The sequence below is a fragment of the Xanthomonas nasturtii genome, assembly GCF_023337365.3.
Taxonomy (GTDB): domain Bacteria; phylum Pseudomonadota; class Gammaproteobacteria; order Xanthomonadales; family Xanthomonadaceae; genus Xanthomonas; species Xanthomonas nasturtii.
The window spans coordinates 1,474,771-1,498,738 of record NZ_CP142084.2 but is presented as its reverse complement, the minus strand read 5'-3'; the positions used below and the strand labels follow the sequence as shown (position 1 = coordinate 1,498,738).

At 64.7% G+C, this 23,968-nt stretch carries 16 protein-coding genes, 1 other RNA gene and 1 pseudogene; 9 read left to right on the top strand and 9 right to left on the bottom strand.

Annotation, left to right across the window (positions count from 1 at the left end; genetic code table 11):
• The first annotated feature begins 66 nt into the window (after positions 1-66).
• The 3 genes from M3O59_RS06525 to galA all read left to right on the top strand — a co-directional run bounded on the left by M3O59_RS06525 (position 67) and on the right by galA (position 6,687).
• Positions 67-2,760, top strand: a complete 2,694-nt coding sequence (locus M3O59_RS06525; RefSeq protein ID WP_064632170.1) for a TonB-dependent receptor — start codon at positions 67-69, stop codon at positions 2,758-2,760.
• Positions 2,761-2,911: 151 nt separating this feature from the next.
• A complete protein-coding gene (locus M3O59_RS06520) occupies positions 2,912-4,123 on the top strand; it encodes a glycoside hydrolase family 53 protein (protein WP_064632173.1) in 1,212 nt (403 codons plus the stop codon).
• Complete coding sequence (gene galA / locus M3O59_RS06515; protein ID WP_249050253.1) at positions 4,120-6,687, top strand: beta-galactosidase GalA; 2,568 nt, start codon at positions 4,120-4,122, stop codon at positions 6,685-6,687. Before M3O59_RS06520 ends, galA begins: the two co-directional genes overlap by 4 nt.
• Positions 6,688-6,951: 264 nt before the next feature.
• Here galA and M3O59_RS06510 read toward each other — a convergent pair whose 3' ends face one another.
• Entirely contained in the window at positions 6,952-8,880 is a 1,929-nt protein-coding gene (locus M3O59_RS06510; RefSeq protein ID WP_249050254.1) for an alpha-L-fucosidase, read from the bottom strand.
• Between the two features lie 416 nt (positions 8,881-9,296).
• Between M3O59_RS06510 and M3O59_RS06505 the strand changes: the two are divergent.
• Positions 9,297-9,456: pseudogene (locus M3O59_RS06505) on the top strand (IS5/IS1182 family transposase); the annotation flags it as partial.
• 172 nt (positions 9,457-9,628) lie between these two features.
• Here the strand turns inward: M3O59_RS06505 and M3O59_RS06500 are convergent.
• Positions 9,629-9,922, bottom strand: a complete 294-nt coding sequence (locus tag M3O59_RS06500; protein WP_064632179.1) for a hypothetical protein — start codon at positions 9,920-9,922, stop codon at positions 9,629-9,631.
• Positions 9,923-10,235: 313 nt separating this feature from the next.
• Between M3O59_RS06500 and M3O59_RS06495 the strand changes: the two genes are divergently transcribed.
• The 4 genes from M3O59_RS06495 to katG all read left to right on the top strand — a co-directional run bounded on the left by M3O59_RS06495 (position 10,236) and on the right by katG (position 19,028).
• Positions 10,236-12,497, top strand: a complete 2,262-nt coding sequence (locus tag M3O59_RS06495; protein ID WP_249046826.1) for a methyl-accepting chemotaxis protein — start codon at positions 10,236-10,238, stop codon at positions 12,495-12,497.
• Positions 12,498-12,990: 493 nt separating this feature from the next.
• The gene (mutS, locus tag M3O59_RS06490; RefSeq protein ID WP_373419012.1) at positions 12,991-15,546 is read left to right on the top strand and encodes a DNA mismatch repair protein MutS; all 2,556 of its coding nucleotides are present in this window, start codon (positions 12,991-12,993) and stop codon (positions 15,544-15,546) included.
• 186 nt (positions 15,547-15,732) lie between these two features.
• Positions 15,733-16,350: a DUF937 domain-containing protein gene (locus tag M3O59_RS06485; protein WP_116904719.1), complete on the top strand. Its 618-nt coding sequence runs from the start codon at positions 15,733-15,735 to the stop codon at positions 16,348-16,350.
• 431 nt (positions 16,351-16,781) lie between these two features.
• Complete coding sequence (gene katG / locus M3O59_RS06480; RefSeq protein WP_249050255.1) at positions 16,782-19,028, top strand: catalase/peroxidase HPI; 2,247 nt, start codon at positions 16,782-16,784, stop codon at positions 19,026-19,028.
• Between the two features lie 122 nt (positions 19,029-19,150).
• Here katG and M3O59_RS06475 read toward each other — a convergent pair whose 3' ends face one another.
• Both M3O59_RS06475 and M3O59_RS06470 read right to left on the bottom strand, forming a co-directional pair.
• Positions 19,151-19,558: an RNA-binding S4 domain-containing protein gene (locus M3O59_RS06475; protein WP_064632189.1), complete on the bottom strand. Its 408-nt coding sequence runs from the start codon at positions 19,556-19,558 to the stop codon at positions 19,151-19,153.
• Positions 19,548-19,679, bottom strand: coding sequence for a hypothetical protein (locus tag M3O59_RS06470; protein WP_275655044.1), 132 nt, complete (start codon positions 19,677-19,679; stop codon positions 19,548-19,550). The genes M3O59_RS06475 and M3O59_RS06470 overlap by 11 nt, the downstream gene beginning before the upstream one ends.
• A 218-nt stretch (positions 19,680-19,897) precedes the next feature.
• Between M3O59_RS06470 and M3O59_RS06465 the strand changes: the two genes are divergently transcribed.
• Positions 19,898-21,385 (top strand): MATE family efflux transporter, encoded by a 1,488-nt coding sequence (locus M3O59_RS06465; protein WP_249050256.1) that lies wholly within the window; start codon positions 19,898-19,900, stop codon positions 21,383-21,385.
• A 95-nt stretch (positions 21,386-21,480) separates the two neighbouring features.
• On the opposite strand, the gene M3O59_RS06460 is transcribed toward M3O59_RS06465, so the two are convergent.
• From M3O59_RS06460 to rpsP, 5 genes are all read right to left on the bottom strand, one after another.
• Positions 21,481-21,557, bottom strand: a non-coding RNA gene (locus M3O59_RS06460) — sX9 sRNA.
• A gap of 105 nt (positions 21,558-21,662) precedes the next feature.
• On the bottom strand, positions 21,663-22,070 hold the full coding sequence (gene rplS, locus M3O59_RS06455) for a 50S ribosomal protein L19 (RefSeq protein WP_011036399.1): 408 nt from the start codon (positions 22,068-22,070) through the stop codon (positions 21,663-21,665).
• Between the two features lie 144 nt (positions 22,071-22,214).
• The gene (gene trmD / locus M3O59_RS06450; RefSeq protein WP_116904717.1) at positions 22,215-22,988 is read right to left on the bottom strand and encodes a tRNA (guanosine(37)-N1)-methyltransferase TrmD; all 774 of its coding nucleotides are present in this window, start codon (positions 22,986-22,988) and stop codon (positions 22,215-22,217) included.
• Between the two features lie 66 nt (positions 22,989-23,054).
• The gene (gene rimM, locus M3O59_RS06445) at positions 23,055-23,567 is read right to left on the bottom strand and encodes a ribosome maturation factor RimM (protein ID WP_064632195.1); all 513 of its coding nucleotides are present in this window, start codon (positions 23,565-23,567) and stop codon (positions 23,055-23,057) included.
• 43 nt (positions 23,568-23,610) lie between these two features.
• On the bottom strand, positions 23,611-23,868 hold the full coding sequence (rpsP, locus tag M3O59_RS06440; protein ID WP_064632197.1) for a 30S ribosomal protein S16: 258 nt from the start codon (positions 23,866-23,868) through the stop codon (positions 23,611-23,613).
• Positions 23,869-23,968: the final 100 nt, after the last annotated feature.

Sequence of the window (23,968 nt, the reverse complement as noted above, 5' to 3'; positions counted from 1 at the left end):
ATGCCGGCTGGCCGCACCAGCAGCCACCACCTTATTCGGTCATTTTGTCCTGGGAGGGATCAACCGATGCCTGTTCACCACACCGGCCAACCGGCCAGCCGGCGCCTGCGCCGAACGCCTGTTCGCGACATCCTCTGCACCACCATTGCCTGCGTGCTGGCCACCGCGTTCAGCGCCCACGCCCAGGACAGCGCTCCCGCCGCGCCGCCGGCCGGCGACAGCAACACCGCTGCCACCAACGCGCCGGCACCGGTGACGCTGGACAACATCACCGTGATCGGCCAGCGCGCCAGCCTGAATCAGGCCGTGCAAGCCAAGCAGATGTCCGACCACGTCATGGAAGTGATTTCCGCAGACAACATGGGCCAGATGCCCAATGTCACCGTGGCCGAAGCGCTGGTGCGCCTGCCCGGCGTCAACGGCACCCGCGACCGCGGCAACGAGAGCCTGGCCACCGTGCGCGGCCTGGGCCCGCGCATGACCATGGGCACCGTCAACGGTCGCGAAATCGCCTCCTCCGAGCCCAATCGTGCGGTGCGCTGGGAAGTGTTCCCCACCGAGATCGTCTCCACCGTCAAGGTCTACAAGACCCAGTCGGCGGATCTGGTCGCCGGCGGTCTTGCTGCCACCGTGGACATCTCCACCATCAGCCCGCTCGACTACACCGGGCCGGGCTTTGTCGGCACTGCCGGCCCGGTGTTCTACGACCACGCCAAGGATGTGGACGGCTACACGCCGTGGGGCAGCCGCTTCGGCGCCAGCTGGGTGCACAAGATCAACGACAACCTCGCCGTTGCGCTGGGCGCCACCTACCAGAAGCAGAAGAACGCCAGTTCCTCGATCGGCAGCTGGGGCTATACCGATGCCACCACCTCGCGCGATGTGGATGGCGACGGCACCGTGGACCCGACCCCGTTCGGCGCGGCCGACCAGCTCAAGCTGATCGATCAGACCCGCACCGGCGCGATGGGCACCGTGCAGTGGCGCTCGGGCAATTTCGAACTGAAATTCGACGGCCTGTATTCGCGCATCGAAATCGACGAAGACCAGCTGCAGAACTGGTTCAACGACCTGGCCTTCAGCACGTTCTCTGGCAGCACCAACCCCTACACCACGCCCGGCTCGTCCTACACCATCGTCGATGGCGATGTGGTGGCCGGCACCCTGGCCAACTCGAACCTGCAGGTCGACCATGTGGTCAGCCACTACAACGAGGTCAAGACGCTGACCGCCGGCGGATTGAATGCCAAGTGGAACGGCGATGTGTGGACCCTGGGCAGCGACCTGTCGTTCTCGCAGGCCAAGCGCGACAACACCTGGCAGGCGGTGCGTTTCGGCAGCAATCCGGACACGGTGTCGTTCGATTTCCGTCGCAGCGTCACGCCCACCATCAGCACCAGCTCGGACACGCCCGAATACGGCATTGCCGGGCAGAACGAGCCGCAGGCACTGCGCGACAAGATCGCCGCGCTGGCACTCAATGCCAGCCGTGCGGTGGACGCCGGCCCGTTTACCTCGCTGGAATTGGGCGCACGCGCTGCGCGTCGCGAAAAGCAGAACCGTCGCTTCCTCAGCAACCAGTCCGGCTACGATCAGCCGATCTCGGCGTACCAGGGCCTGATCTACCCGGTCACCATGCCGGACTTGAACGTGCCCACGCTGACCGGCGGCAACATGGCCGAGATCGCGCGGGTTGGATTTGGCGGTTTCGATCCACGCACGCTCGACGAGCAACTGCTCGACCATTGGAACGTCAAGGAAGACGTGCGCGAAGCCTTCGCCAAAGCGGTCTTCAGCTCGCAGCTGTTCGGTACCGATGTCACCGGTAATGTCGGCGTACGCCTGGTCAACACCAAGACCACCAGCGACGGGTTCGATTCGATCGGCAACACCATCCAGGCCAGCACCGACAGCAAGGAATACACCGACGTCCTGCCCAGCGCCACGCTCAATTTCCTGATCGACGATCAGCGGATCTTGCGTTTCGCCGTGGCCAAGGTCATCGCGCGTCCGCCGCTGGACGAGCTGCGCACCGGCCGCCGCCTGGACGACCCCACCGTCACCGTCGGCCAGCTCACCGGCAGCGGCGGCAACCCGCAGCTGGACCCGTTCAAGGCCACCCAGGTCGACGTCTCTTACGAGTGGTACTTCCATAAGGAAGCGCTCGCCGCGCTGGCCGTGTACCGCAAGGAAGTGGATTCGAGCATCGGCTACCGCACCGACCGCGAAGTGATCAACGGCCTGGATTACCTGGTCAGCGCGCCGTTCAACGGCGGCGGCGGGCATATCAATGGCGTGGAGCTCACCTTCCAGACGCCGTTCTTCTTCATCCCGCACATGGAAAACTTCGGCGTCTACTCGAACTATTCGCTGGTGGATTCCAACCTCAAGGAATTCTCCCCGGAAGACAACCCGCTGCCGCTCAGCGGCCTGGCACGCAAGACCGGCACCTTCGACCTGTGGTACAGCAACGGCACCTTCGAAGCGCGCGTGGGCTACAAGTACCACAGCCCCTACACGGTGGTGTACGGCTGGAATGCCGCGCGTCTGGCACGCCTGCAGAGCGAAGGCACGGTGGATCTGAGCCTGAACTGGCAGTACAGCAAGCAGCTCGGCTTCCGCTTCCAGGCCGGCAACCTCACCAACGAGCCGCTGCGCGCCTACACCGACAACAAGCCCAACCGCCTGGCCAATCAGGACGATGGCGGCTACCAGCTGTTCGGCCGCCGTTACCAGCTGGAAGCCACCTACCGGTTCTAAGCGCAGCCAGCAAAACACCTGCACAACACCGCGGCCGCTGTGTGGAATCCAATCTGCAACCTAGGCTTGGATTCTGCACAGCCCCGCGCAGCAGCACGGCCGCCTGCGGCATGCTGTCACCCGCTCCACGTTTGATTTGTCGAGGAATTGCATGCGCTCACCAGGCCGTCTCTGGACGCCCGCGCTACTGGCGCTGGCCATCTCCACCTTCGCACACGCCGCGCCCGCTCCCGCCACGCTGTATCTCGGCGCGGACCTGTCCTACGTCAACGAGATGGAGGAATGCGGCGTGCACTACCGCGAGAACGGCGTGGTCACCGATCCGTTCGAACTCTTCCACGCACACGGCGCCAACCTGGTGCGTGTGCGCTTGTGGAACGATGCACGCTGGACCAAGTACAGCGACCTGTCCGACGTCAAGAAAACCATTGCGCGTGCACGCGCGCAAGGCATGCAGGTGCTGCTGGACCTGCACTACTCCGACGATTGGGCCGACGGCGAAAAACAGCTGATTCCCAAGGCCTGGGCCAGCATCACCGACACCGACGAGCTGGCGCGCACGCTCTACGGCTTCACCTACGACACGCTCAGCGCGCTCGACCGCGCCGGCCTGATGCCGGAGCTGGTGCAGGTGGGCAACGAAAGCAATTCCGACCTGATGGACAGCACGCCCTGGGACAAGAAGCGCCCGATCAACTGGCAGCGCAACGCCAAGCTGTTCAACGCCGGCATCAAGGCGGTGCGCGACATCGGCGCGCGCTCCGCGATCAAGCCGCGGGTGATGCTGCATATCGCCCAACCGGAAAATGTGGAGCCGTGGTTCGCCGCCGCCACCAAGGCCGGCGTCACCGATTTCGATCTGATCGGCATCAGCTACTACCGCAAGTGGTCCACGCACTCGATGGCCGAACTGGGCAAGACCATCAAGCGCCTGCGTGGCCGCTACGATGCAGACGTGGTGGTGGTGGAAACCGCGTATCCGTGGACGCTGGAATCCGGCGATACCTCGCTCAACCTGCTTGGCGAAGACTCGCTGATTGCCGGCTACCCGGCCACGCCGCAAGGGCAGTCCAAGTACATGATCGACCTGACCCAACTGGTCATCGATACCGGCGGTGCCGGCGTGGTGTATTGGGAGCCGGCATGGACCAGCAGCAGCTGCAAGACGCGCTGGGGCACTGGTTCGTCGTGGGAAAACGCCAGCTTCTTCGACTTCAAACACGGCAACGAGGTGTTGCCGGCAATCGACTTCATGCGCCACCCGTACACAGGTGTACCTGCGTCGCATAAATCCGACGCGAGCACGCGTGATGCGAGCACACCAGGCAGTTCTGCAGAGACCGGAAAGAGGACGCAGCCATGAGCGGCATCAATCGGCGCGAGTTACTGCGCGGCATGCTGGCCAGTGGCGTGAGCGCTGCATTGCCGGTGGGCGCAGCCGGCGCATTGGTCTCGGCGGGCGCTACAGCTGCCCCCGCTTCGGCGAAAAACAACTCAACAACAGCAGCACTGGGCGATGCAGCACTGGCGCCGCGTGAGCGCCTGCTGTTCGACTTCGGTTGGCGGTTCCATCTCGGCCACGCCAGCGACGCATCGCGCGACTTTGAGTTCGGCACCTTCCAGCGCACCTTCGCCAAGGCCGGCAAGGACACCGCAACTGCTGCGCAACTGGCGTTCGACGACAGTGCCTGGCAGCAGGTGGACTTGCCGCACGACTGGGCCGTCAGCCTGCCGTTTCGGCAGGAGCCGATCTCCGCCTTGATGACGGAGGAAGACCCGGCCGCCGCACACGGCTACAAGCCACTGGGCACCAGTTTCCCGGAGAACAGCGTGGGCTGGTACCGGCGCACGCTGCAGATTCCGGCAAGCGATCTGGGTAAGCGCATTTGCCTGGTGTTCGATGGCGTGTTCCGCGAGTGCGTTGTGTTCTGCAACGGCCATATCGTGGGCCGTAACGCGAGCGGCTACTGCGGCTTCGAGGTCGACCTCAGCGAAGTGCTCGACTACGGCAAGCCCAACCTCATCGCCCTTCGCGTGGATGCCACGCTGGGCGAAGGCTGGTTTTACGAAGGTGCCGGCATCTATCGGCATCTGTGGCTGCAGAAGACCGACCCGCTGCATCTGCCACAAGATGGCGTGTTCGTGCGCAGCACCGTGCAGGACGGCAATGCCACTGCGCAACTTTCCACCGAAGTGCGCAACGACGGCACCGCGCCGCGCCAGTGTGTGGTGCAGGCGCGCATCACCGCACCGGACGGACGCACCGTGGCGCAGGCGGCCAGCGCGGCAATCACGGTTGCGCCCGGCCAGGTGCAGGTGGTCGAACAGACCCTGCCACTTGGGCAGGCCGCACTGTGGTCGATCGACACCCCGCAGCTCTACAGCCTGACCACCAGCGTGCACAGCGACGGCAAGGCGGTCGATGCGCTGGTCACGCCATTCGGCGTGCGCAGCATCGCCTTCGATGCACAGCGTGGCTTTTTGTTGAATGGCGCACCGCTCAAGCTGCACGGCACCAACAATCACCAGGATCATGCCGGAGTCGGCACCGCCATTCCGGACGCCTTGCACGAATGGCGCCTGCGCCAGCTCAAGTCGATGGGCTGCAACGCCTATCGCAGTTCGCACAATCCCGCCACGCCGGAACTGCTCGCGCTGTGCGACCAACTGGGCATGTTCGTCATCGAAGAAACCCGGCGCATGTCCACCGACCCGGAGGCCATGGGCGAACTGGAGACGATGGTGCGGCGCGGCCGCAACCATCCCAGCGTCATCCTGTGGTCGCTGGGCAATGAAGAGCCGCAGCAGGTCACCGAGCGCGGCGCACGTATCGTCGCCCGCATGCAACAACGCGTGCGCCAGCTCGACCCCACCCGCCCCACCACCTTTGCCATGGATAAAGGCTTCGGCGATGGCGTGGGCCAGGTAGTCGATGTGGTCGGCTTCAATTACCGCACCAGCCAGATGGACGGCTTCCACGCGCAGTACCCCAACATTCCGATCTACGGCAGCGAAACCGGCAGCACCGTGTCGGTACGCGGCAACTATCAGCGCGACGAGAAGCGCGGCTACACCCGCGCCTACGACCTCGACCACCCCTGGTGGGCCAGCACCGCCGAAGCCTGGTGGAGCTATGTCGCGCAGCGCCCGTACATCGCCGGCGGCTTTATCTGGACCGGCTTCGACTACCGCGGCGAACCCACGCCGTATAACCGCTGGCCGAATGTCGCCTCGCAATTCGGCGTGTTCGACAGCTGCGGCTTTCCCAAGGACAACTACTGGTACTACCGCGCGCAATGGACCAAAGAACCGGTGCTGCACCTGTTCCCGCACTGGAACTGGGACGGTCTGCTGCAAGCCGACGACAACGGCCACGTACAGGTCTGGTGCCACAGCAATCTCGAAGCGGTCGAACTACTGGTCAACGGCGTCAGCCAGGGCCTGCAGCAGGTGCCGGCCTACGGCCATGTCGAATGGCGCGTGGTCTATGCACCGGGCGTGATCGAAGCGCGCGGGTATCGCGGCGGCAAGCTGGTGCGTACCGAACGCCGTGAAACTGTCGGCAAGCCGGCGGCGCTCCGCTTGAGCTGCGACCGCAACGCGCTGCGTGCCGATGCCGAAGATGTCGCCGTGGTGAAGGTGGAGATTGTCGATGCACAAGGCCGCCTGGTACCAACCGCCGACAACCAGGTGCAGTTCACCCTACGCGGCCCCGCGCGGCTGATCGGCGTCGGCAACGGCGACCCCAGCACCCATGAGGACGACAAGGCACCACACCGCAAGGCGTTCAATGGCTTGTGTGCGGCTCTGTTGCAAACCACGCGCGACAGCGGCGACATCGTGCTTCAGGCAAGCGTGCCCGGACTGACCTCGGCCACGCTGCGCCTGCACGCGGATGCTGTGAAAGCACGTGCGGCGGTGGTTTAAAGACGCGGCAATTGTTACGCAATGCGATGGAAGCTATGGCACTGCCGGGGCCAGCCGCGGCATCGGCAGTGCGCTGACTTCAGACCTTGACCGAGCTCTTGCATCGGCATGTCGGCAATGCCTCTGCATCATCGAGTAGGTCACCCAGGTACAAGGATCGTGCGCAGAGTTTCATCCGCGTACGACATCCCTGGCATCCTCAAACAAACCCACTTACTCGATGCTCTTGCCACGCGGCACAGGGCCGCGCGGGAGTGCACTCATTCATCGCAAGCGCGAGAAAGCACCGATCCCCGCAATCGCCAGCCGCTCGGCGGGCACCGCGGTTTCCGCAAACGACAGCCGCAGGTAGCGGATCTGGCGGACCTCGGGGAAATTCAGCCGCTGGGTAGAGAGCGCATAGGCGATATTGGACAGTTCGCCGGCACCGGCCGGCTGCCAGTGCCGGCCATCTTCGCTGGTTTCGGCGCGATAGCCCTTCGGTGGCGCCGCACCGGTCATCACCGCGCGCGAGGGCGTGAGGCTGAAACCGGCAACCTGACGCAGCGCGCCGAGGTCGATGGTCGCCTGCACAGGATGACCAGGCGTAGGCGCGGGCGTGACCCAGATCGTGCTGGCATCGTCGTCGAGCAACTTGTCCGCTCCTGGCGCGCTGGCCTCGACGATGCGCCAGCCAGCGCTGGACAGCACGTCCGGCGCGGTCGCCGTCGGCCGCGCGACCGGCACTGGTGCCACGGCACGGAAGAGCGCGAATTCGCTGATCGCCGGGCACACCGGTGCATCCAGCACGACCAGGCGCACCCGGCGCGCGGCGATCGGTCGATCCAGCCGCAAGATGCGCTGCGCACCGATGCACTGCGCTTCTGCCAGCCGCCGCCATTGTCCATCGAGCTCGGCTTCGACCGCAAAGCGAGTGACGCGCACGCCCAGCGGCAGGTGCTCGCGTAGCCGGATCAGATCGAAGCTGTGCACCGCCGACAGCTCCAGCGTCAGCGTCGGCGTAGTGACCGCGTCCGGCGTGGACCAATAGCTGTCCGGCTGGCGGTCGAGCACGCGCGCCGGCTCGAACCCGGCACCACGCGACGCACTGGCGCTGGCCTTGGCACCCTTGGCCAGATCGATGGCGAAGCTGGCGCGGATCGCATCGCCAAAACTCTGCAGTACCGCCACATCGTGATCGGGAATGCGGCCGCGTCGGTCGGGCGGAAGATTGAGGTTCATGTTGGTGCCGCGCGCGACCGAGGTGTCGAAATAGCGCACCAGGTTTTCCGGGCTGCGCACCTTGCCGTCTTCGTCGGCATGGTAGAACCAGCCCGGGCGGATCGACGTATTGGTTTCGGCCGGCCACCACAGCGCCCCGCCGCGCACGCCCGAATTGCCGTTTTCCTGGGTGTACGGGGCATTGGGCATGGTCGGCCAGCTCGGATCGCCGGCGATGCCGTCCTCGTTGCCGCCCCAGCGGATATCGGAGCCGAGCGGGTCGAAGGTGCAGGCCATCGGTTGGTGCTGGTGCACCAGCTCGATCATCCGTGGCCAGTTGTAGTAAGCGGGCGCGTCGATCTTGCGCGATTCGCGTGCGCCACCGTAGTAACCGTCGCCGCCATTGGCACCGTCGAACCAGAACTCGAACAGATCGCCATAGCCGGTGCAGAGTTCGACGATCTGCTTGCGGAAATAGTCGATATAGCCGGGGCGCCCGTACTCGGCGTGGTTACGATCCCAGGGGGAAAGATAGAGGCCGAACGCCAGGCCAGCGCGTCGGCATGCCGCTGCCATCTCCCCGACGATGTCGCCCTTGCCGTTCTTGTAGGGCGAGTTGCGAATGCAATGCTCGGTCAAGCGGGTCGGCCACAGGCAGAACCCATCGTGGTGTTTGGCCGTGAAAATAAGCCCCTTCAAATTGCCGGCTTTGGCCGCGGCGACGATTTGATCGGGCGAAAAATCGCTGGGATCGAACTTGCGCGGATCCTCGTCGCCGTAGCCCCATTCCTTGTCGGTGAAGGTGTTCATCGCAAAATGCACGAAGGCGTATTGCTCCCACCGATGCCAGCGCAGCTGGCGCGCGCTGGGCAGCGCACCCCACGGCGCCGGCCCACTGGCGCGCGGCGTCTGCACGATCCGAGCCGCCGATGCACTGAAGCTGGCGGTAGCGGCAGCCACACCCGTGGCAAGAAAGGTACGACGATCGATCATTAGCGCTTCCCACTTTGCACAGACTTCGATCTTAGCTTTTCCAACAGCGAAAGAGTCCTAACTCCGAAGCAACGCATGGGTGTGCAATGCACTGCACGCACAAAGAGCCTGCGCGGCTGGCGTCGAACAGCGAGCGAAGTGAGCCGCCCGCATTCGTTAATGTATGGCTGATTGCCCCGTCCTACGCTGCGATGTAGCACCTGCATGGCGGTGCATCTTCCGCACGCGAAGTGAGCTTCGCGAGCAGGACAAAACAAGGGCTGGGTGACGACAACCAACATAGTCGGCACGACACTGTGGGCGGGCCACCACCAGCCAAGTCTTGGCATCACTATTGTCCGCAGACTCCTTATTTTGTCTGTCACTGACTTGATTCTGTCCACGGGTGGCTACGTCGCAGCAGTGCATTGACCGACGAGTCACACGCTCCGGTATCGAAACGCCCTGACCGGCAACCGTACGCGGTAGCGAGGCTGTTGCAGATTCATCTGCTGCAGCAGCGGTCTACGTTGAGCGATTCAAACAATGGAAGAAACACTGCACGAGATCCGCCTGCTGTGGCGTGCCCCCAAGCTCAAGGCCACTACGCGCGTTGTCCCGGCGGTGTCGATGAACCTCAAGAATCGTGGCCGCTTCTTCGTGCACCGCGTGCATCATCGGAACAAGCACGCACGCGTCGAGCAAATGCACTGCGCACCCTCGCTTGCTGTATTTTTTTTAACGACGGCGACAACGCTAGTTCGCGCACCTATCGCAGGTCCACATCGCGCGGAAAGTAGCGGCGGAACTTCTCTTCCCATGCCTGGAATTGTTCCAGCGTGTATTCGTCCATTGGCCGTTCCACCGCGGCGACTGCCTTGTTCTGTGCCACCACTGCGATGCGCTGGGACGACAGTTCGTCCCAGGCCTTTCTCAAGGCGACCGGGTCGGGATGCGAGACCAGCATGGCTTCCAGCAGCGTGGCTTGCGCAACGCGTGCAGCCAGCAGATCGCTGAGCGCATCGGTGACGGCGTGCATCCATTCCTGATTACGGTTATCCATGTGCGGCGTGTCGTAGCTACTGTGTGACCGGCGACTTTAGCGTGGCGGCCGCAACGACGCCGTGTAGCAGTCGGCGGCCTTGGTGAGCGCACCCGAGCCGCTCGTTTTCGCAGTCTGCGCGTGTTCGTGCAGCACGCGCCAGTCGGGCGATTCCCGACTGCTGCCGTTCACAACCTGGGCCTAAATCCGAGCGGTACCGTAGGGTCAAGTTTCCTATCGGTGCGTCGTTATCCACGGTGCCGGCCCGACACTCATGCGTTCTTCACGCAACTGCCCCGACGGCACCCTTCGACTTCGTATCCGGGATTGCCGCATGACTGCCTTACTCCAACGCTATTCCGTCGGCCATCGCCTGGGCGCCGCGTTCGGCTTGATGATTCTCCTGTCGGGTCTGCTTGTTGCCATCGGGCTGAGCTCGATGGTCAGCGCCAGAAAGCAGCTGGACTTCATCGTGCTGGACCGCATGGCCAAGATCCAGCTCGGCAACGGCATGCTGGATGCCAACTCCTCGATCATGATCGCGTTGGGCACCTACGCCATGGCCACCAGCGCCGAACTTGACGCACAGGCGTTGGCAGCGATCAAGGCGCAACGCCAGCGCTACAAGGAACTGCGCGAAAAGCTCGATACGCTGCCCAGCTCCGAAGAAGGCCGCAAGATTCGCGCAGAGATGGATGCGCAACGCGCCATTTCCGGCAAGATCAACGATGAAGTAATGGCACTCGCCGCCCATGACGACAACGGCCCGGCGCAGGCATTGCTCAACGAGAAGGGGAGCCAAGCCAACGCAGCCTGGCAGGACAAGATCCGTCAGCTGGTCAGCCGGCAGGAAGAACAGAGCCGGCAGGCCTACACCGAAGCAGTGCAGTCCATGACCCGCGCCAAGTTGCTGCTGCTGATCGGCGGCGTGGCCGTGGTCACCATCAGCGTCCTGCTCGCCTGGCTGATCACGCGCAGCCTGACCCACCCGCTCGCGCGCGCCACCAAGGCCGCCGAGGCCATCGCCAATGGCCAGCTGGATAACCAGGTGCAAACCGACGCGCAGGATGAAACCGGTCGCCTGCTGCGTGCCATGAGCGGCATGCAGACACAGTTGCAGTCGCTGTTGCGCGCGCAGGCCGACATGGCCAAGCGACATGACGAAGGGCAGACCAGTTTCCGGATCGACGCCAATGCATTCCCCGGCGACTACGGCCGCATGGCGCAGGACACCAACACGCTGGTCGCCTCACATCTTGAAGTGCAGACCACGCTGGCCCGCATCATGGGCCGCTACGCCATCGGCGATTTGAGCGTCAGCATGGACGTGTTGCCTGGCGAAAAGGCCGTGCTCACGCAGACCATGCACGAAGTCAAGGCCAATCTTTCGGCGATGAATGCGGAAATCAAGCAGCTGGCGCTGTCCGCAGCCAACGGCGACTTCAGCGCGCGTGGCGATGCCGACCGCTTCCAGTACGACTTCCACCTCATGGTCGACAGCCTCAACCAGCTGATGGCCACTGCAGACGGCAACCTGCAATCGCTGTCGGCACTGCTGCAGTCCATCGCCGCGGGCGACCTGACCGCGCGGATGACCGGCGACTTCAAGGGTGTGTTCGCGCAGATGCGCGACGACGCCAATGCCACCGCCACGCAGCTGGCCGAAATCGTCGGGCGCATCCAGCATTCGGCGGTATCGATCAACACCGCCGCCAGCGAGATTGCTGCCGGCAATCAGGACCTGTCGCAGCGCACCGAACAGCAAGCCGCCAACCTGGAAGAAACCGCCGCATCGATGGAAGAACTCACATCCACCGTGCGCCAGAATGCCGAACACGCACGCCAGGCCAATCAACTGGCGATCGGTGCCGCCAGCGTGGCCTCGCAGGGCGGCGATATCGTCAGCAAGGTCGTGGGCACCATGAGCGGCATCGAGGCATCGTCGAAAAAGATCGCCGACATCATCAGCGTCATCGACGGCATCTCCTTCCAGACCAACATCCTGGCGCTCAACGCGGCGGTGGAAGCGGCGCGCGCGGGCGAGCAAGGCCGCGGCTTTGCCGTGGTGGCCAGCGAAGTACGCACGCTTGCGCAGCGCTCCACGGCAGCGGCCAAGGAGATCAAGCGCCTGATCGACGATTCGGTACAGCGTGTGACCGAAGGCTCCACCCTGGTGCACACCGCCGGCACCACCATGGCGGAAATCGTCGCCAGCGTGCAGCGCGTCACCGACATCATGGGCGAGATTTCCGCTGCCTCGCAGGAACAGTCGGCCGGCATCGAACAGGTCAACCTCACCGTCACCCAGATGGACGAAGCCACCCAGCAAAATGCCGCACTGGTGGAAGAAGCCACCGCCGCCGCACGTTCGATGGAAGAACAGGCCGGGGAACTCACGCAGGCGGTGTCGATCTTCAAGATCGAAGCCGAACGCCCTGCTGCCGTACGCACCGCAGCGCCGACCGTGCTGCGCCCCAAAGCCGCGCCTGCTGCAACGCCAACCCGCAGCGCGGCGAGCCCGTCCCGGCGCACTACCCGGCCGGCGGCCGCGGTAGCCACCGCAGCGAGCGACGGCGCGGACTGGCAAGAATTCTAAAAAATAGAAGGTGCAGCAGCAGCCGTTCCAGAACATCAGAACGCATGCTCACAAGGCCGGCTGTGCGAACAGCCGGCCTTCTTCGTGCACGGCTTACCATCCGGCCGCCCGGCTCAACGAACGGCGACGGCCAGCTGCAAGGTCGCTCGACAGCGCAGGCGCGGCCTGTTGCCCGCAGCGTTGCCTCCAAGGCACGACCATGCGACACCACGCCGGCGCGACGATTGGGGATTGAGCGCCGCTCGGCTTAAACTTGCCCTCCACCGCCATGCCCGCGCCGGTCATTGCGGCAATCCGGCCCATCCAGCCTGCGCGGCCGCTGCCGCAACCGCCGCATGCATGGGTCGCAGACCTGGCACACCAACACCCCCCGCCACCGCAGTGCGCCACGCACCTGCGCAGCAGTCAGATTCCGGAAGGACGTTGCTTGCACACCGCCGACAGCAAAGACAAGACCAAGATCAGCACCGGTGCTCCCGAGCACACACCGCTCATGAAGCAATTCTTCGCGGCCAAGTCGGGCTACCCCGACCTGCTGCTGTTCTTTCGTATGGGCGATTTCTACGAGCTGTTCTACGACGATGCGCGCAAGGCGGCGCGCCTGCTCGATATCACCCTGACCCAGCGCGGCAGCTCCGGCGGTGCGCCGATTCCGATGGCGGGCGTGCCGGTACACGCCTACGAAGGCTATCTGGCGCGACTGGTGGCATTGGGCGAGTCGGTGGCGATCTGCGAGCAAATCGGCGACCCGGCGCTGGCCAAGGGCCTGGCCGAGCGCAAGGTGGTACGCATCGTCACGCCGGGCACGGTCACCGACGAGGCATTGCTGGACGAGCGCCGCGACACCTTGCTGATGGCAATTTCGCGCAGCAAGCAAGGTTACGGCCTGGCCTGGGCCGATCTGGCCGGCGGGCGCTTCCTGGTCAACGAAGTGGACAGCGTGGATGCGCTGGAAGCGGAGATCGCGCGTCTGGAGCCGGCCGAGCTGCTGGTGCCCGACGAGGACAACTGGCCGGAATTCCTGCGCGGGCGTATCGGTGTGCGGCGTCGGCCGCCGTGGTTGTTCGATGCCGATAGCGGTCGTCGGCAGCTGCTGGCGTTCTTCAAACTGCACGATCTGTCCGGCTTCGGCATCGACGACAAACCCTGCGCCACCGCAGCGGCCGGCGCATTGCTTGGGTATGTCGAAGAGACCCAGAAACAACGTCTGCCGCACCTGACTTCCATTGCGATGGAAGTGGCCAGCGAGGCGATCTCGATGAACGCGGCCACGCGCCGGCATCTGGAGCTGGATACGCGCGTCGATGGCGACACGCGCAATACCTTGCTTGGCGTGTTGGACAGCACCGTCACGCCGATGGGCGGACGCCTGCTGCGGCGTTGGCTGCACCGCCCGCTGCGCCTGCGCGAGGTGCTGGTGCAACGCCACCATGCGGTCGGCACCTTGATCGACGCGGGCGCCGATGCCGACGTGCGCGAAGCCTTCCGCGCACTTGGCGATCTGGAACGCATTCTTACCCGCGTGGCATTGCGTTCGGCGCGCCCGCGCGACTTTTCCACCCTGCGCGACGGTCTGGCGCTGTTGCCGAAGGTGCGCGCGATCCTGGCACCGCTGGATTCGCCGCGACTGCAGACCTTGTTTGCCGAACTCGGCGAACACGATGCCACCGCGCATCTGTTGATCGGCGCCGTGGCCGAGCAACCGCCGCTCAAACTCAGCGACGGCGGCGTCATCGCCACCGGGTACGACGCCGATCTGGACGAGCTGCGCCGCCTGTCCACCAATGCCGACCAATTCCTGATCGATCTGGAACAACGCGAACGCGCCAGCAGTGGCATCGCCACGCTCAAGGTCGGCTACAACCGCGTGCACGGTTACTACATCGAGATCAGCAAGGGCCAGGCCGAGAAAGCCCCGTTGCACTACAGCCGCCGGCAGACGCTGACCAACGCCGAGCGCTACATCACCGAAGAACTCAAGAGTTTCGAAGACAAGGTGCTGTCGGCGCGCGAGCGTTCGCTGTCGCGCGAAAAACTGTTGTACGAAGGCCTGCTGGATGCGCTGGGCACCGAACTGGAAGGTCTCAAGCGTTGCGCCGGCGCGCTCAGCGAACTGGACGTGCTGGCCGGCTTTGCCGAACGCGCGCAGGCGCTGGATTGGTCGCAGCCGGAACTCGGTAGCGCGCCGTGCCTGCGCATCGAACGCGGCCGTCACCCGGTGGTGGAAGCAGTACGCGACCAACCGTTCGAGCCCAACGATCTGGATCTGCACAGCGACCGCCGCATGCTGGTGATCACCGGCCCGAACATGGGCGGTAAGTCGACCTATATGCGCCAGAACGCCTTGATCGTGCTGTTGGCGCATATCGGCAGCTACGTGCCGGCCAGCCGCGCGGTGATCGGGCCGATCGACCGCATCCTCACCCGCATCGGCGCCGGCGACGACCTGGCACGCGGGCAATCCACCTTCATGGTGGAAATGGCCGAAACCAGCTACATCCTGCATCACGCCACGCCGCACTCGCTGGTGCTGATGGACGAGATCGGCCGCGGCACCTCCACCTACGATGGCCTGGCACTGGCCGATGCGGTGGCGCGCCATCTGGCACACACCAATCGCTGCTACACGCTGTTTGCCACGCATTATTTCGAACTCACCGCGCTGGCCGACGAGTCGCATGCCGGCGGCGCCAGCGGTATTGCGAATGTGCATCTGGATGCGGTCGAACACGGCGAGCGCCTGGTGTTCATGCATGCAGTGAAGGATGGCCCCGCCAATCGCAGCTTCGGCCTGCAGGTGGCCGCGTTGGCCGGCCTGCCGAAGGCGGCGGTGACACAGGCGCGACGTCGCCTGGCCGAGCTGGAGCAACGCGGCGGCGAAAGCCACAGCGCGCAGATGGCGCCGGCCGCGCTGGATGCGCCGCAACAGTTCGGGCTGTTCACCGCGCCCTCTTCCGCCGCGCAGGAAGCGCTGCAGGCACTGGATCCAGACGAGCTCACGCCCAAGCAGGCGCTGGAGGCGCTGTATCGGTTGAAGGCGCTGCTTTGAGGGCGGGGAATCGGGAATCGGGAATCGGGAATCGAAAGAGCGTAGCTGCATGACTGAGGTTTGCTGCGCTTGCGGATGTATTGCACTGCAGGGCTCGGTGACCGTTCTGGTGCAGGTTTGCGGATTGCTCTGTCGGCGCCAGGGGCGCACGCTGCCGCAACGCTTCGTCCAACAGGAAACCTTCCGATGACCACGGCTGCCTCATTGACCGATCAACTCGCCGCACAGTTGCAGGGCCCGCAGCTGCAGCAACTCGCCGGCCGCCTGGGCATTGCGCCCGAGCAGGCGCAATCGGCCGTGCAGACCGCGCTGCCGCTGTTGATGAGCGCGCTGGGCCGCAATAGCCAGCAGGCCGGCGGCACCGATGCCTTGCTGGGCGCCCTGCAACGCGACCACGCTGGCAGCCCGGACATCGGTAGCCTGCTGGGCTCGCTGCTCGGCGGCTCAGCCAGCGGTGCACCCGCCAACGGTGCCGGGATCGTCGGACACCTGTTCGGCGACAAGGCGCCGCAGGCCGCCGCCGGGCTGGGTCAGGCCACCGGGCTGGAAACCACCAAGGCCAGCCAGCTGCTGCAGCTGCTCGCCCCCATCGTGATGGCGTATCTGGCCAAGCGCTTTCTGGGCGGCGACACCGCAGCCAGCAGCCAGCTCGGCCCCGCGCTGGCGCAGGAACATCAACCAGTACGCAGTAGCAAACCCGGCGCCGGTGGGCTGCTGACCAGCGTGCTGGATCAGGACGGCGACGGGCAGTTGGGCCTGGGCGATGTCATGAAGTTGGGCGGCAGCCTGTTCGGCAAGCGCTGAGCCGGCAGACCATTCAACCGGCAAATCTGTTGCAGGCGCTTGGTGACCGCCTGCAACCCCGGCGCAATGACGGTATGGCAGGCTGGTCGGGCACCGGCGTACCATCCATAGCGACACCCTATCGATATGGTTGAATAATTCGAATTCACCAAATGATCGATGCTCTTTATCGTGTGTGCATGCCACCATGATGCGTCCGCCTGATGCGCCTGCTCGCAATCCCCGCCAACCGCCCGTCGACCTATTCCGGGCCATCCTGGCAGGCGCTAGCATCGGCGAACCTTGTGAGCGGTCCAGATCGGCATCGCTCGCAATCACCCTCATTCCCGCTGACCCAGCCGTAAGCACTGCCCGCCATTTCGATTCCACCAGTACGTGCCCGCAGCGTCGGCACGCAGCTCCCCAAGTGCACTCGCACACAGGTAAACGCCATGACCACCGAAGCAAAGTGCCCGTTCAACCACGCCGTCGTCGGTACCGGAACCACCAACCGCGATTGGTGGCCCAAGCAATTGCGCGTGGACCTGCTCAGCCAGCATTCGAGCAAATCCAACCCGTTGGGCCAGTCGTTCAACTATGCGGAAGCGTTCAAGCGCATCGATCTGCAAGCGCTCAAGCAGGAACTGCGCGCGTTGATGACCGCTTCGCAGGACTGGTGGCCGGCCGACTTCGGTCATTACGGTCCGCTGTTCGTGCGCATGGCCTGGCATAGCGCCGGCACCTACCGCATTGGCGACGGACGTGGCGGCGGCGGCCGCGGGCAGCAGCGCTTCGCACCGCTCAACAGCTGGCCGGACAACGTCAGCCTGGACAAGGCGCGCCGCCTGCTGTGGCCGATCAAGCAGAAGTACGGCCAGGCGATTTCCTGGGCAGATCTGATGATTCTCACCGGCAACGTCGCGCTGGAATCGATGGGCTTCAAGACCTTCGGCTTTGCCGGCGGCCGCGAAGACACCTGGGAACCGGATCAGGACCTGTACTGGGGCCGCGAAACCAAGTGGCTGGGGGGCGACGACCGCTATTCGCGCGGCTCGCCTGGCGTGGACGAAGCGCACGGCGTGCTGGTGAAGGACGACGACAGCCAGGTGCCGCATACCCGCGACCTGGAAAACCCGCTGGCGGCCGTGCAAATGGGCCTGATCTACGTCAACCCGGAAGGCCCGGACGGCACGCCCGACCCGATCGCCTCCGCGCGCGATATCCGCGACACCTTCGCGCGCATGGCCATGAACGACGAAGAGACCGTGGCGCTGATCGCCGGCGGCCACACCTTCGGCAAGACCCACGGTGCCGGCCCGGCCGACAACGTCGGCGCCGAACCGGAAGCCGGCGAGCTGGAAAGCCAGGGCCTGGGCTGGCACAACCGCTACGGCAGCGGCAAGGGTGCCGACACCATCACCAGCGGCCTGGAAGTCACCTGGACCACCACCCCGGCGCAGTGGAGCAACGACTACTTCGACCATCTGTTCGGCTTCGAGTGGGAGCTGAGCAAGAGCCCGGCCGGCGCGCACCAGTGGGTGGCCAAGAATGCCGACGCCATCATTCCCGATGCGCACGACGCGTCGAAGAAGCATCGCCCGACCATGCTGACCACCGATCTGGCGCTACGCTTCGACCCGGCGTACGAAGCCATTTCGCGTCGCTTCCACCAACACCCCGAGCAGTTCGCCGATGCCTTCGCCCGCGCCTGGTTCAAGCTCACCCACCGCGACATGGGCCCGCGCTCGCGTTACCTGGGCACCGAGGTACCGAGCGAAGAATTGCTGTGGCAGGACCCGGTACCGGCCGTGGACCATGCACTGGTCGATGCGCAGGACGCGGCCGCACTGAAGCAGACCATCCTGGCCTCGGGCCTGAGCGTGGCGCAGCTGGTGTCCACCGCGTGGGCCTCGGCATCCACCTTCCGCGGCTCTGACAAGCGCGGCGGCGCCAACGGTGCACGCATCCGTCTGGCGCCGCAAAAAGACTGGCAGGCCAATCAACCCGAGCAGCTGGCCAAGGTGCTGGCCACGCTGGAGCGCATCCAGGCCGATTTCAACGCCGCGCAGTCGGGTGGCAAGAAGATTTCGCTGGCCGACCTGATCGTGCTGGCCGGTAACGCCGCGGTGGAACAGGCCGCGCAGGCCGCCGGCCACAGCGTCACCGTGCCGTTCGCGCCAGGCCGCACCGATGCCTCACAGGAACAGACCGATGTCGAATCGTTTGCCGTGCTGGAACCGGTGGCCGATGGCTTCCGCAATTTCGCCAAGCGCAGCTATGCCGTGCCTGCCGAAGCGCTGTTGATCGACAAGGCCCAGTTGCTGACGTTGACCGCGCCCGAGATGACCGTACTGGTCGGCGGCCTGCGCGTGCTGGGCGCCACTGTCGGCGACACCAAGCATGGCGTGTTCACCACCCGGCCCGGCGTGCTGAGCAACGATTTCTTCGCCAACCTGCTCGACATGCGCACCGAATGGAAGGCCACGTCGCAGGCGAAGGAGACCTACGAAGGCCGCGACCGCAGCAGCGGCGAACTGCGCTGGACCGGCACGCGCGTGGATCTGGTGTTCGGCTCCAACTCCATCCTGCGTGCTGTTGCCGAGGTCTATGCCAGCAGCGATGCACAAGAGAAGTTCGTGCACGACTTCGTCGCCGCCTGGACCAAGGTGATGCAGCTGGATCGGTTCGACCTGGCGTAAGCGCCTTCACCCACGTGCATCCGCCGCCACCCATGTGAGCGAGCACCGCAACGCAAACGCCCCGGTCACCGGGGCGTTTGCGTTTACAAGATTGCTGCACAGCGCCCTTCCGCGGCAATGCCTTACAACGCGTCGATATCGCCCAGCGCATTGATCAGCCGGCGCGCACGCTTGTCCGGTTTTCCTTCCGGCGCCCGATAGCCGGTGCGTTCGGCGGCGCGCTGCAGCCGCCATTGCGCACGCGCCTCACGCGAGGCATCGCTTTCTGCGTACAGCGCCTGGGCGACCGGTGCCGGGCCGCGCACATCGCTCAATGCAGCGACGGTGACCTCAAAAATTTCGCCGCCACGGTCGATGCGTAGGTGCTCGCCACTGCGCAGCGTGCGCGAGGGCTTGGGCCGCTGCCCAGCGACATCCACCTTGCCGTTGTCCACCGCCGTCTTGGCCAGGCTGCGCGTTTTGAAAAAGCGTGCTGCCCACAGCCAGACATCCAGCCTGACCGTTGCCGCTTGTTCCAGCTCAAGATTCATGCGTCTTGCGGTCTCGTGTGGTGCGTTGGCTCGCGCCCACATCGTGGATGCGCGCAAACACTGCGATCTCGGGAACGCCGGCGTGGCTGCCGGCGTGGTCGGCGACGATGGTTTGCGCCAAGCCCGATATTTGGGCAGTGGCTGCGGAACTCAAGCGGCCAGAACCAGGCGCGTCGCCGGGAAAGGCGCGGCAACACTGCGCTGCCCAGCTTCAGCCACAACATCCAGGCGAGCCGATCCTGACGCCGGTCCTCTCGCATCGCAGCCGCATGCAGCTTGCATCCGGGCTCACCCGCGCAATGCTAGTGTGCGCACCTTCTGCGCGAAGATACGACTGCGATGCCCAAATCCGCTGTCCTGACCGAAGGCCCGATCGGCAAGAACCTGCTGTTGTTCGCACTGCCGATCATGGCCGGCAACATCGCCCAGTCGCTCAACGGCTCGGTCAACGCAATCTGGATCGGCCGCTATCTCGGCGAAGAAGCGCTGACCGCTGCGGCCAACGCCAACAGCATCATGTTCTTCCTGATCGGCTCGGTGTTCGGCATCGGCATGGCTTCCACCATCCTGATCGGCCAGGCCATGGGCGCGCGCGATATTGCCCAGGCACGCAAGGTGATGGGCACCAGCGCAAGCTTCTTCGGCGGGCTGTCGGCGCTGATTGCCGTGCTGGGCTGGTTCCTGGCACCGCATCTGCTCACCGCAATGGGCACGCCCGCTGCCTCGCAGACGCTGGCCGAAGACTATTTGCGCGTGATCTTCCTGGCGATGCCGACGCTGTACCTGTTCGCCTTTCTATCGGCAGCGCTGCGCGGTACCGGCGATGCGCGCACGCCGTTCCGTTTTCTGCTGCTGTCGGTGCTGCTGGATATCGTGTTCAACCCGCTGCTGCTGTTCGGCATCGGCCCGTTCCCGGCGCTGGGCATTGCCGGTGCGGCCTGGGCCACGCTGATTGCACAGGTGGTTGCACTGGCCGGCCTGCTGATCTATCTGCGGCACAAAAAACATGTGCTGTGGCTGGGGCGACGCGACCTGCATCTGTTCCGCATCGATGCCGCCATCCTGCGCGCGCTCATCGTCAAGGGCGTGCCGATGGGCTTGCAGATGGTGATGATCTCGCTGGCGATGATCGCGATGCTGTCGCTGGTCAATGGCTTCGGCACCGACACCGCCGCCGCGTTTGGTGCCGGGCTGCAGCTGTGGAACTACGTACAGATGCCGGCAATGGCGGTTGGTGCTGCCTGTTCGACCATGGCTGCCCAGAATGTGGGTGCCGGCCTGTGGTCGCGCGTGGATGCCGTTGCCCGTACCGGCATCGCCGCCAACTTCCTGATGACCGGCCTGCTGATCGTGCTGTTGATCCTGTTCGATCGCTGGACCCTGGCCCTGTTCCTGCCCGAAGGCAGCGCCACCCTGGAAATCGCGCGGCATCTCAACCACATCGCGATCTGGTCGTTCCTGTTGTTCGGCGTCAGCTTTGTGGTGTCTGGCGTGGTGCGCTCCACCGGTGCCGTGATCCCGCCGCTGTTGATTCTGGCGTTTTCGCTCTGGGGCGTGCGCGTGCCTCTCGCAAATATCCTGCTGCCGCATATGGGCGCAGACGCAGTGTGGTGGAGCTTTCCGATCAGTTCCACCTGCTCGATGCTGCTGTCGCTGGCGTATTACCGCTGGGGCGGCTGGCGCAAGGCGCGCATGCTGACCACACCGAACCACCCTTCCGCACTGGCGGCGGCAGCCGAGGTACCCGCACATCCTGCATCGCCGGTCGCCGATCCCGCCCCCATTGCCGAGCCGATCACCGAGCCAACCCGGACACGCTCGCGCTGATTCGTGCACGCTGATTCGTGCATGCCGGCCGCAGTCAAGCTACGAGATCGATGCAGATGCGCTGCATCAATCGGACTCAAGCTGCTACGTAAGACGGCTAACAAAACAAGGCGCGCGGTTGTCAGGTGGTTACGGGCATCGCGCCCAGAACCGCAGTGCGGGAGTGGCACATGCCGATTTCGAGCGCCGCCGCTATTCCCGTTCCACAAACGCAAACGACCGCCCGAGGGCGGCCGTCTGGCAGTGGCAGATCGATCAGACCTGCCAGCAGCGTGGCTTACTCGGCCTTGGCAGCAGCCTGGCGAGCGGCCTTGGCCTGTGCAGCGGCGGCCAGATCTTCCTTGATGCGGGCAGCCTTGCCTTCCAGGCCACGCAGGTAGTACAGCTTACCGGCGCGGACCTTACCGCGGCGCTTCACTTCGACCGAGTCGATGATGGCGCTGTGGGTCTGGAACACGCGCTCGACGCCGAAGCCGTGCGAAATCTTGCGCACGGTGAATGCGGAGTTCAGGCCGGCATTCTTGGTACCGATCACGACGCCCTCATAGGCCTGCACGCGCTCGCGGTTGCCTTCCTTCACCTTGACGTTCACCACAACGGTGTCGCCCTGGTTGAATTCCGGCAGCTGGCGCTGAATCTGGGCGGCTTCGAAGTCAGCCAGGATGGTCTTGTTGAGTTTGCTCATGATGGGCACCGCGTGTCTGGTGATATTGGACCGGCAGTCGCCGCACGGCGATTGCTCGAGGTTCGTAAGAGGGCCAGACGCAAGGCTGGCCAGCAAGCCGCATATTGTACCCCAATCAATCTTGCTAGAGCTAGGGGTGAGCCCTTATTTCTCGTCACCGGGTTGATCGTCGCCTGGGGCGCGTTCGCGGCGAAACTCGTCCAGCAGACGGCGATCGTTCTTCTCCAACCCGGCTTCGTCGAGCAGATCCGGACGACGCAGCCAGGTCCGGCCCAGCGACTGCTGCCGGCGCCAGCGCGCAATTGCGGCATGGTTGCCCGAACGCAGCACATCCGGCACATCGCCCCATGCGTGGGTGGCCGGGTGGCTGTAATGCGGGCAATCAAGCAGCCCTTGCGGACCTTCGAAACTGTCCTGGGCGGCAGATTCGGCGTCGTTCAACACGCCGTCCTGCAACCGCGTCACCACATCCACCACCACCGCTGCGCCCAACTCGCCACCGGACAACACGTAGTCGCCAATGGAGATTTCCATATCCACCGCCTGGGCCAGGAAGCGCTCGTCCACGCCTTCATAGCGGCCGCACAACAACACCATGCGCGGCAACTGCGCCAGCTCGCGGGCAAGCGCCTGGGTGAGCGGGCGCCCCTGCGGGCTGAGGTAGATCACCGGTGCCGGCCGCGCGTCTGCAGCTTGCACCGCGTCCAGACAGGCCCGCAGCGGCTCGATCAGCATCACCATGCCGGGCCCGCCACCGAATGGACGGTCGTCCACGCGGCGATAGTTGCCCTGCGCATGCTCGCGCGGATTCCAGCCCTGCAATTCCAGCAGGCCGCGCTCCTGCGCGCGCCCGACCACACCAAACGCCGCGCATTGCGCGATGAACTCCGGGAACAGGCTGATGACGTCGATGCGCACTGGAGAATCGGGAATCGGGAGTGGGGAATGGTGTAGAGCAAGAGCGAAGCCGAAGCACCGCCTTGATCAGAAATCCGGGTCCCAGTCGACCACGATCATATTGGCCTCGAAGTCCACCGATTTGACGAACTCCGGAAACACGAACGGGATCATCCGCTCGCGATCGCCGCGCACCACGACCACATCGTTGGAACCGGTAGAAAACAGATGCGACACCGTGCCGAGCTTGACGCCCCCGACGGTTTCCACCTGCAATTCTTCCAGATCCACCCAGTAGTATTCGTCGGGCTTGGGCGGCGGCAACGCGCTCCGGGCGACATAAATCTCGGTCCCGTGCATGGCCTCGACCGTATCGCGGTCGGTCACGTCCGGGAACACCGCAATCAGGTTCTTGCCCTGGTCGCGCCCACGTACGCCGCTCAGCACGGTTTCCTGCCCCGATGGCGAGCGCACGATCCACGGTTGATACCGGAAGATTGCGCTGCGCGGCTCGGTCCAGGATTCGAGCTTGAGCTCGCCCTTGACACCAAAAGCGCCGACAACCCTGCCTAACAGGATGCGGCGCTCGGTCTGCTTCATCTGCGTCGACTCTGGGCCAGGTGGCGACACCCGGCCCTCAAGATCAGGCCGCGACGGCCTGGGACTTGGCTTCGCGATACAGGTTGCGCACCTTGTCGGTCAGCTGCGCACCGTTGCCGACCCAATGGTCGACGCGTGCGGTGTCCAGCACGATGCGCGGCTCTGCGCCCTGGGCAACCGGGTTGTAGTAACCCAGACGCTCGATGTTGCGGCCGTCGCGCGCGCTGCGCACGTCGGTCACGATGATGTGGTAGAACGGACGCTTCTTGGCGCCGCCGCGGGTCAGTCGAATCTTGACCATGGTGTCGTTTTCCTGAGTTGCCCAGTCGCCAGAGTGGCGCGGTAAGCCGGCGATTATAGCGGGCTGCGGCGGCGAAGCCAAGTCAGCCGGCGCGGCAGCG

What these genes read in the sequence shown, in the direction of transcription:
- M3O59_RS06525 (WP_064632170.1), top strand. Translation starts at nt 67, where the DNA reads ATGCCTGTTCACCACACCGGCCAACCGGCCAGCCGGCGCCTGCGCCGA.
- M3O59_RS06520 (WP_064632173.1), top strand. Translation starts at nt 2,912, where the DNA reads ATGCGCTCACCAGGCCGTCTCTGGACGCCCGCGCTACTGGCGCTGGCC.
- galA (WP_249050253.1), top strand. Translation starts at nt 4,120, where the DNA reads ATGAGCGGCATCAATCGGCGCGAGTTACTGCGCGGCATGCTGGCCAGT.
- M3O59_RS06510 (WP_249050254.1), bottom strand. Translation starts at nt 8,880, where the DNA reads ATGATCGATCGTCGTACCTTTCTTGCCACGGGTGTGGCTGCCGCTACC.
- M3O59_RS06500 (WP_064632179.1), bottom strand. Translation starts at nt 9,922, where the DNA reads ATGGATAACCGTAATCAGGAATGGATGCACGCCGTCACCGATGCGCTC.
- M3O59_RS06495 (WP_249046826.1), top strand. Translation starts at nt 10,236, where the DNA reads ATGACTGCCTTACTCCAACGCTATTCCGTCGGCCATCGCCTGGGCGCC.
- mutS (WP_373419012.1), top strand. Translation starts at nt 12,991, where the DNA reads ATGAAGCAATTCTTCGCGGCCAAGTCGGGCTACCCCGACCTGCTGCTG.
- M3O59_RS06485 (WP_116904719.1), top strand. Translation starts at nt 15,733, where the DNA reads ATGACCACGGCTGCCTCATTGACCGATCAACTCGCCGCACAGTTGCAG.
- katG (WP_249050255.1), top strand. Translation starts at nt 16,782, where the DNA reads ATGACCACCGAAGCAAAGTGCCCGTTCAACCACGCCGTCGTCGGTACC.
- M3O59_RS06475 (WP_064632189.1), bottom strand. Translation starts at nt 19,558, where the DNA reads ATGAATCTTGAGCTGGAACAAGCGGCAACGGTCAGGCTGGATGTCTGG.
- M3O59_RS06465 (WP_249050256.1), top strand. Translation starts at nt 19,898, where the DNA reads ATGCCCAAATCCGCTGTCCTGACCGAAGGCCCGATCGGCAAGAACCTG.
- rplS (WP_011036399.1), bottom strand. Translation starts at nt 22,070, where the DNA reads ATGAGCAAACTCAACAAGACCATCCTGGCTGACTTCGAAGCCGCCCAG.
- rimM (WP_064632195.1), bottom strand. Translation starts at nt 23,567, where the DNA reads ATGAAGCAGACCGAGCGCCGCATCCTGTTAGGCAGGGTTGTCGGCGCT.
- rpsP (WP_064632197.1), bottom strand. Translation starts at nt 23,868, where the DNA reads ATGGTCAAGATTCGACTGACCCGCGGCGGCGCCAAGAAGCGTCCGTTC.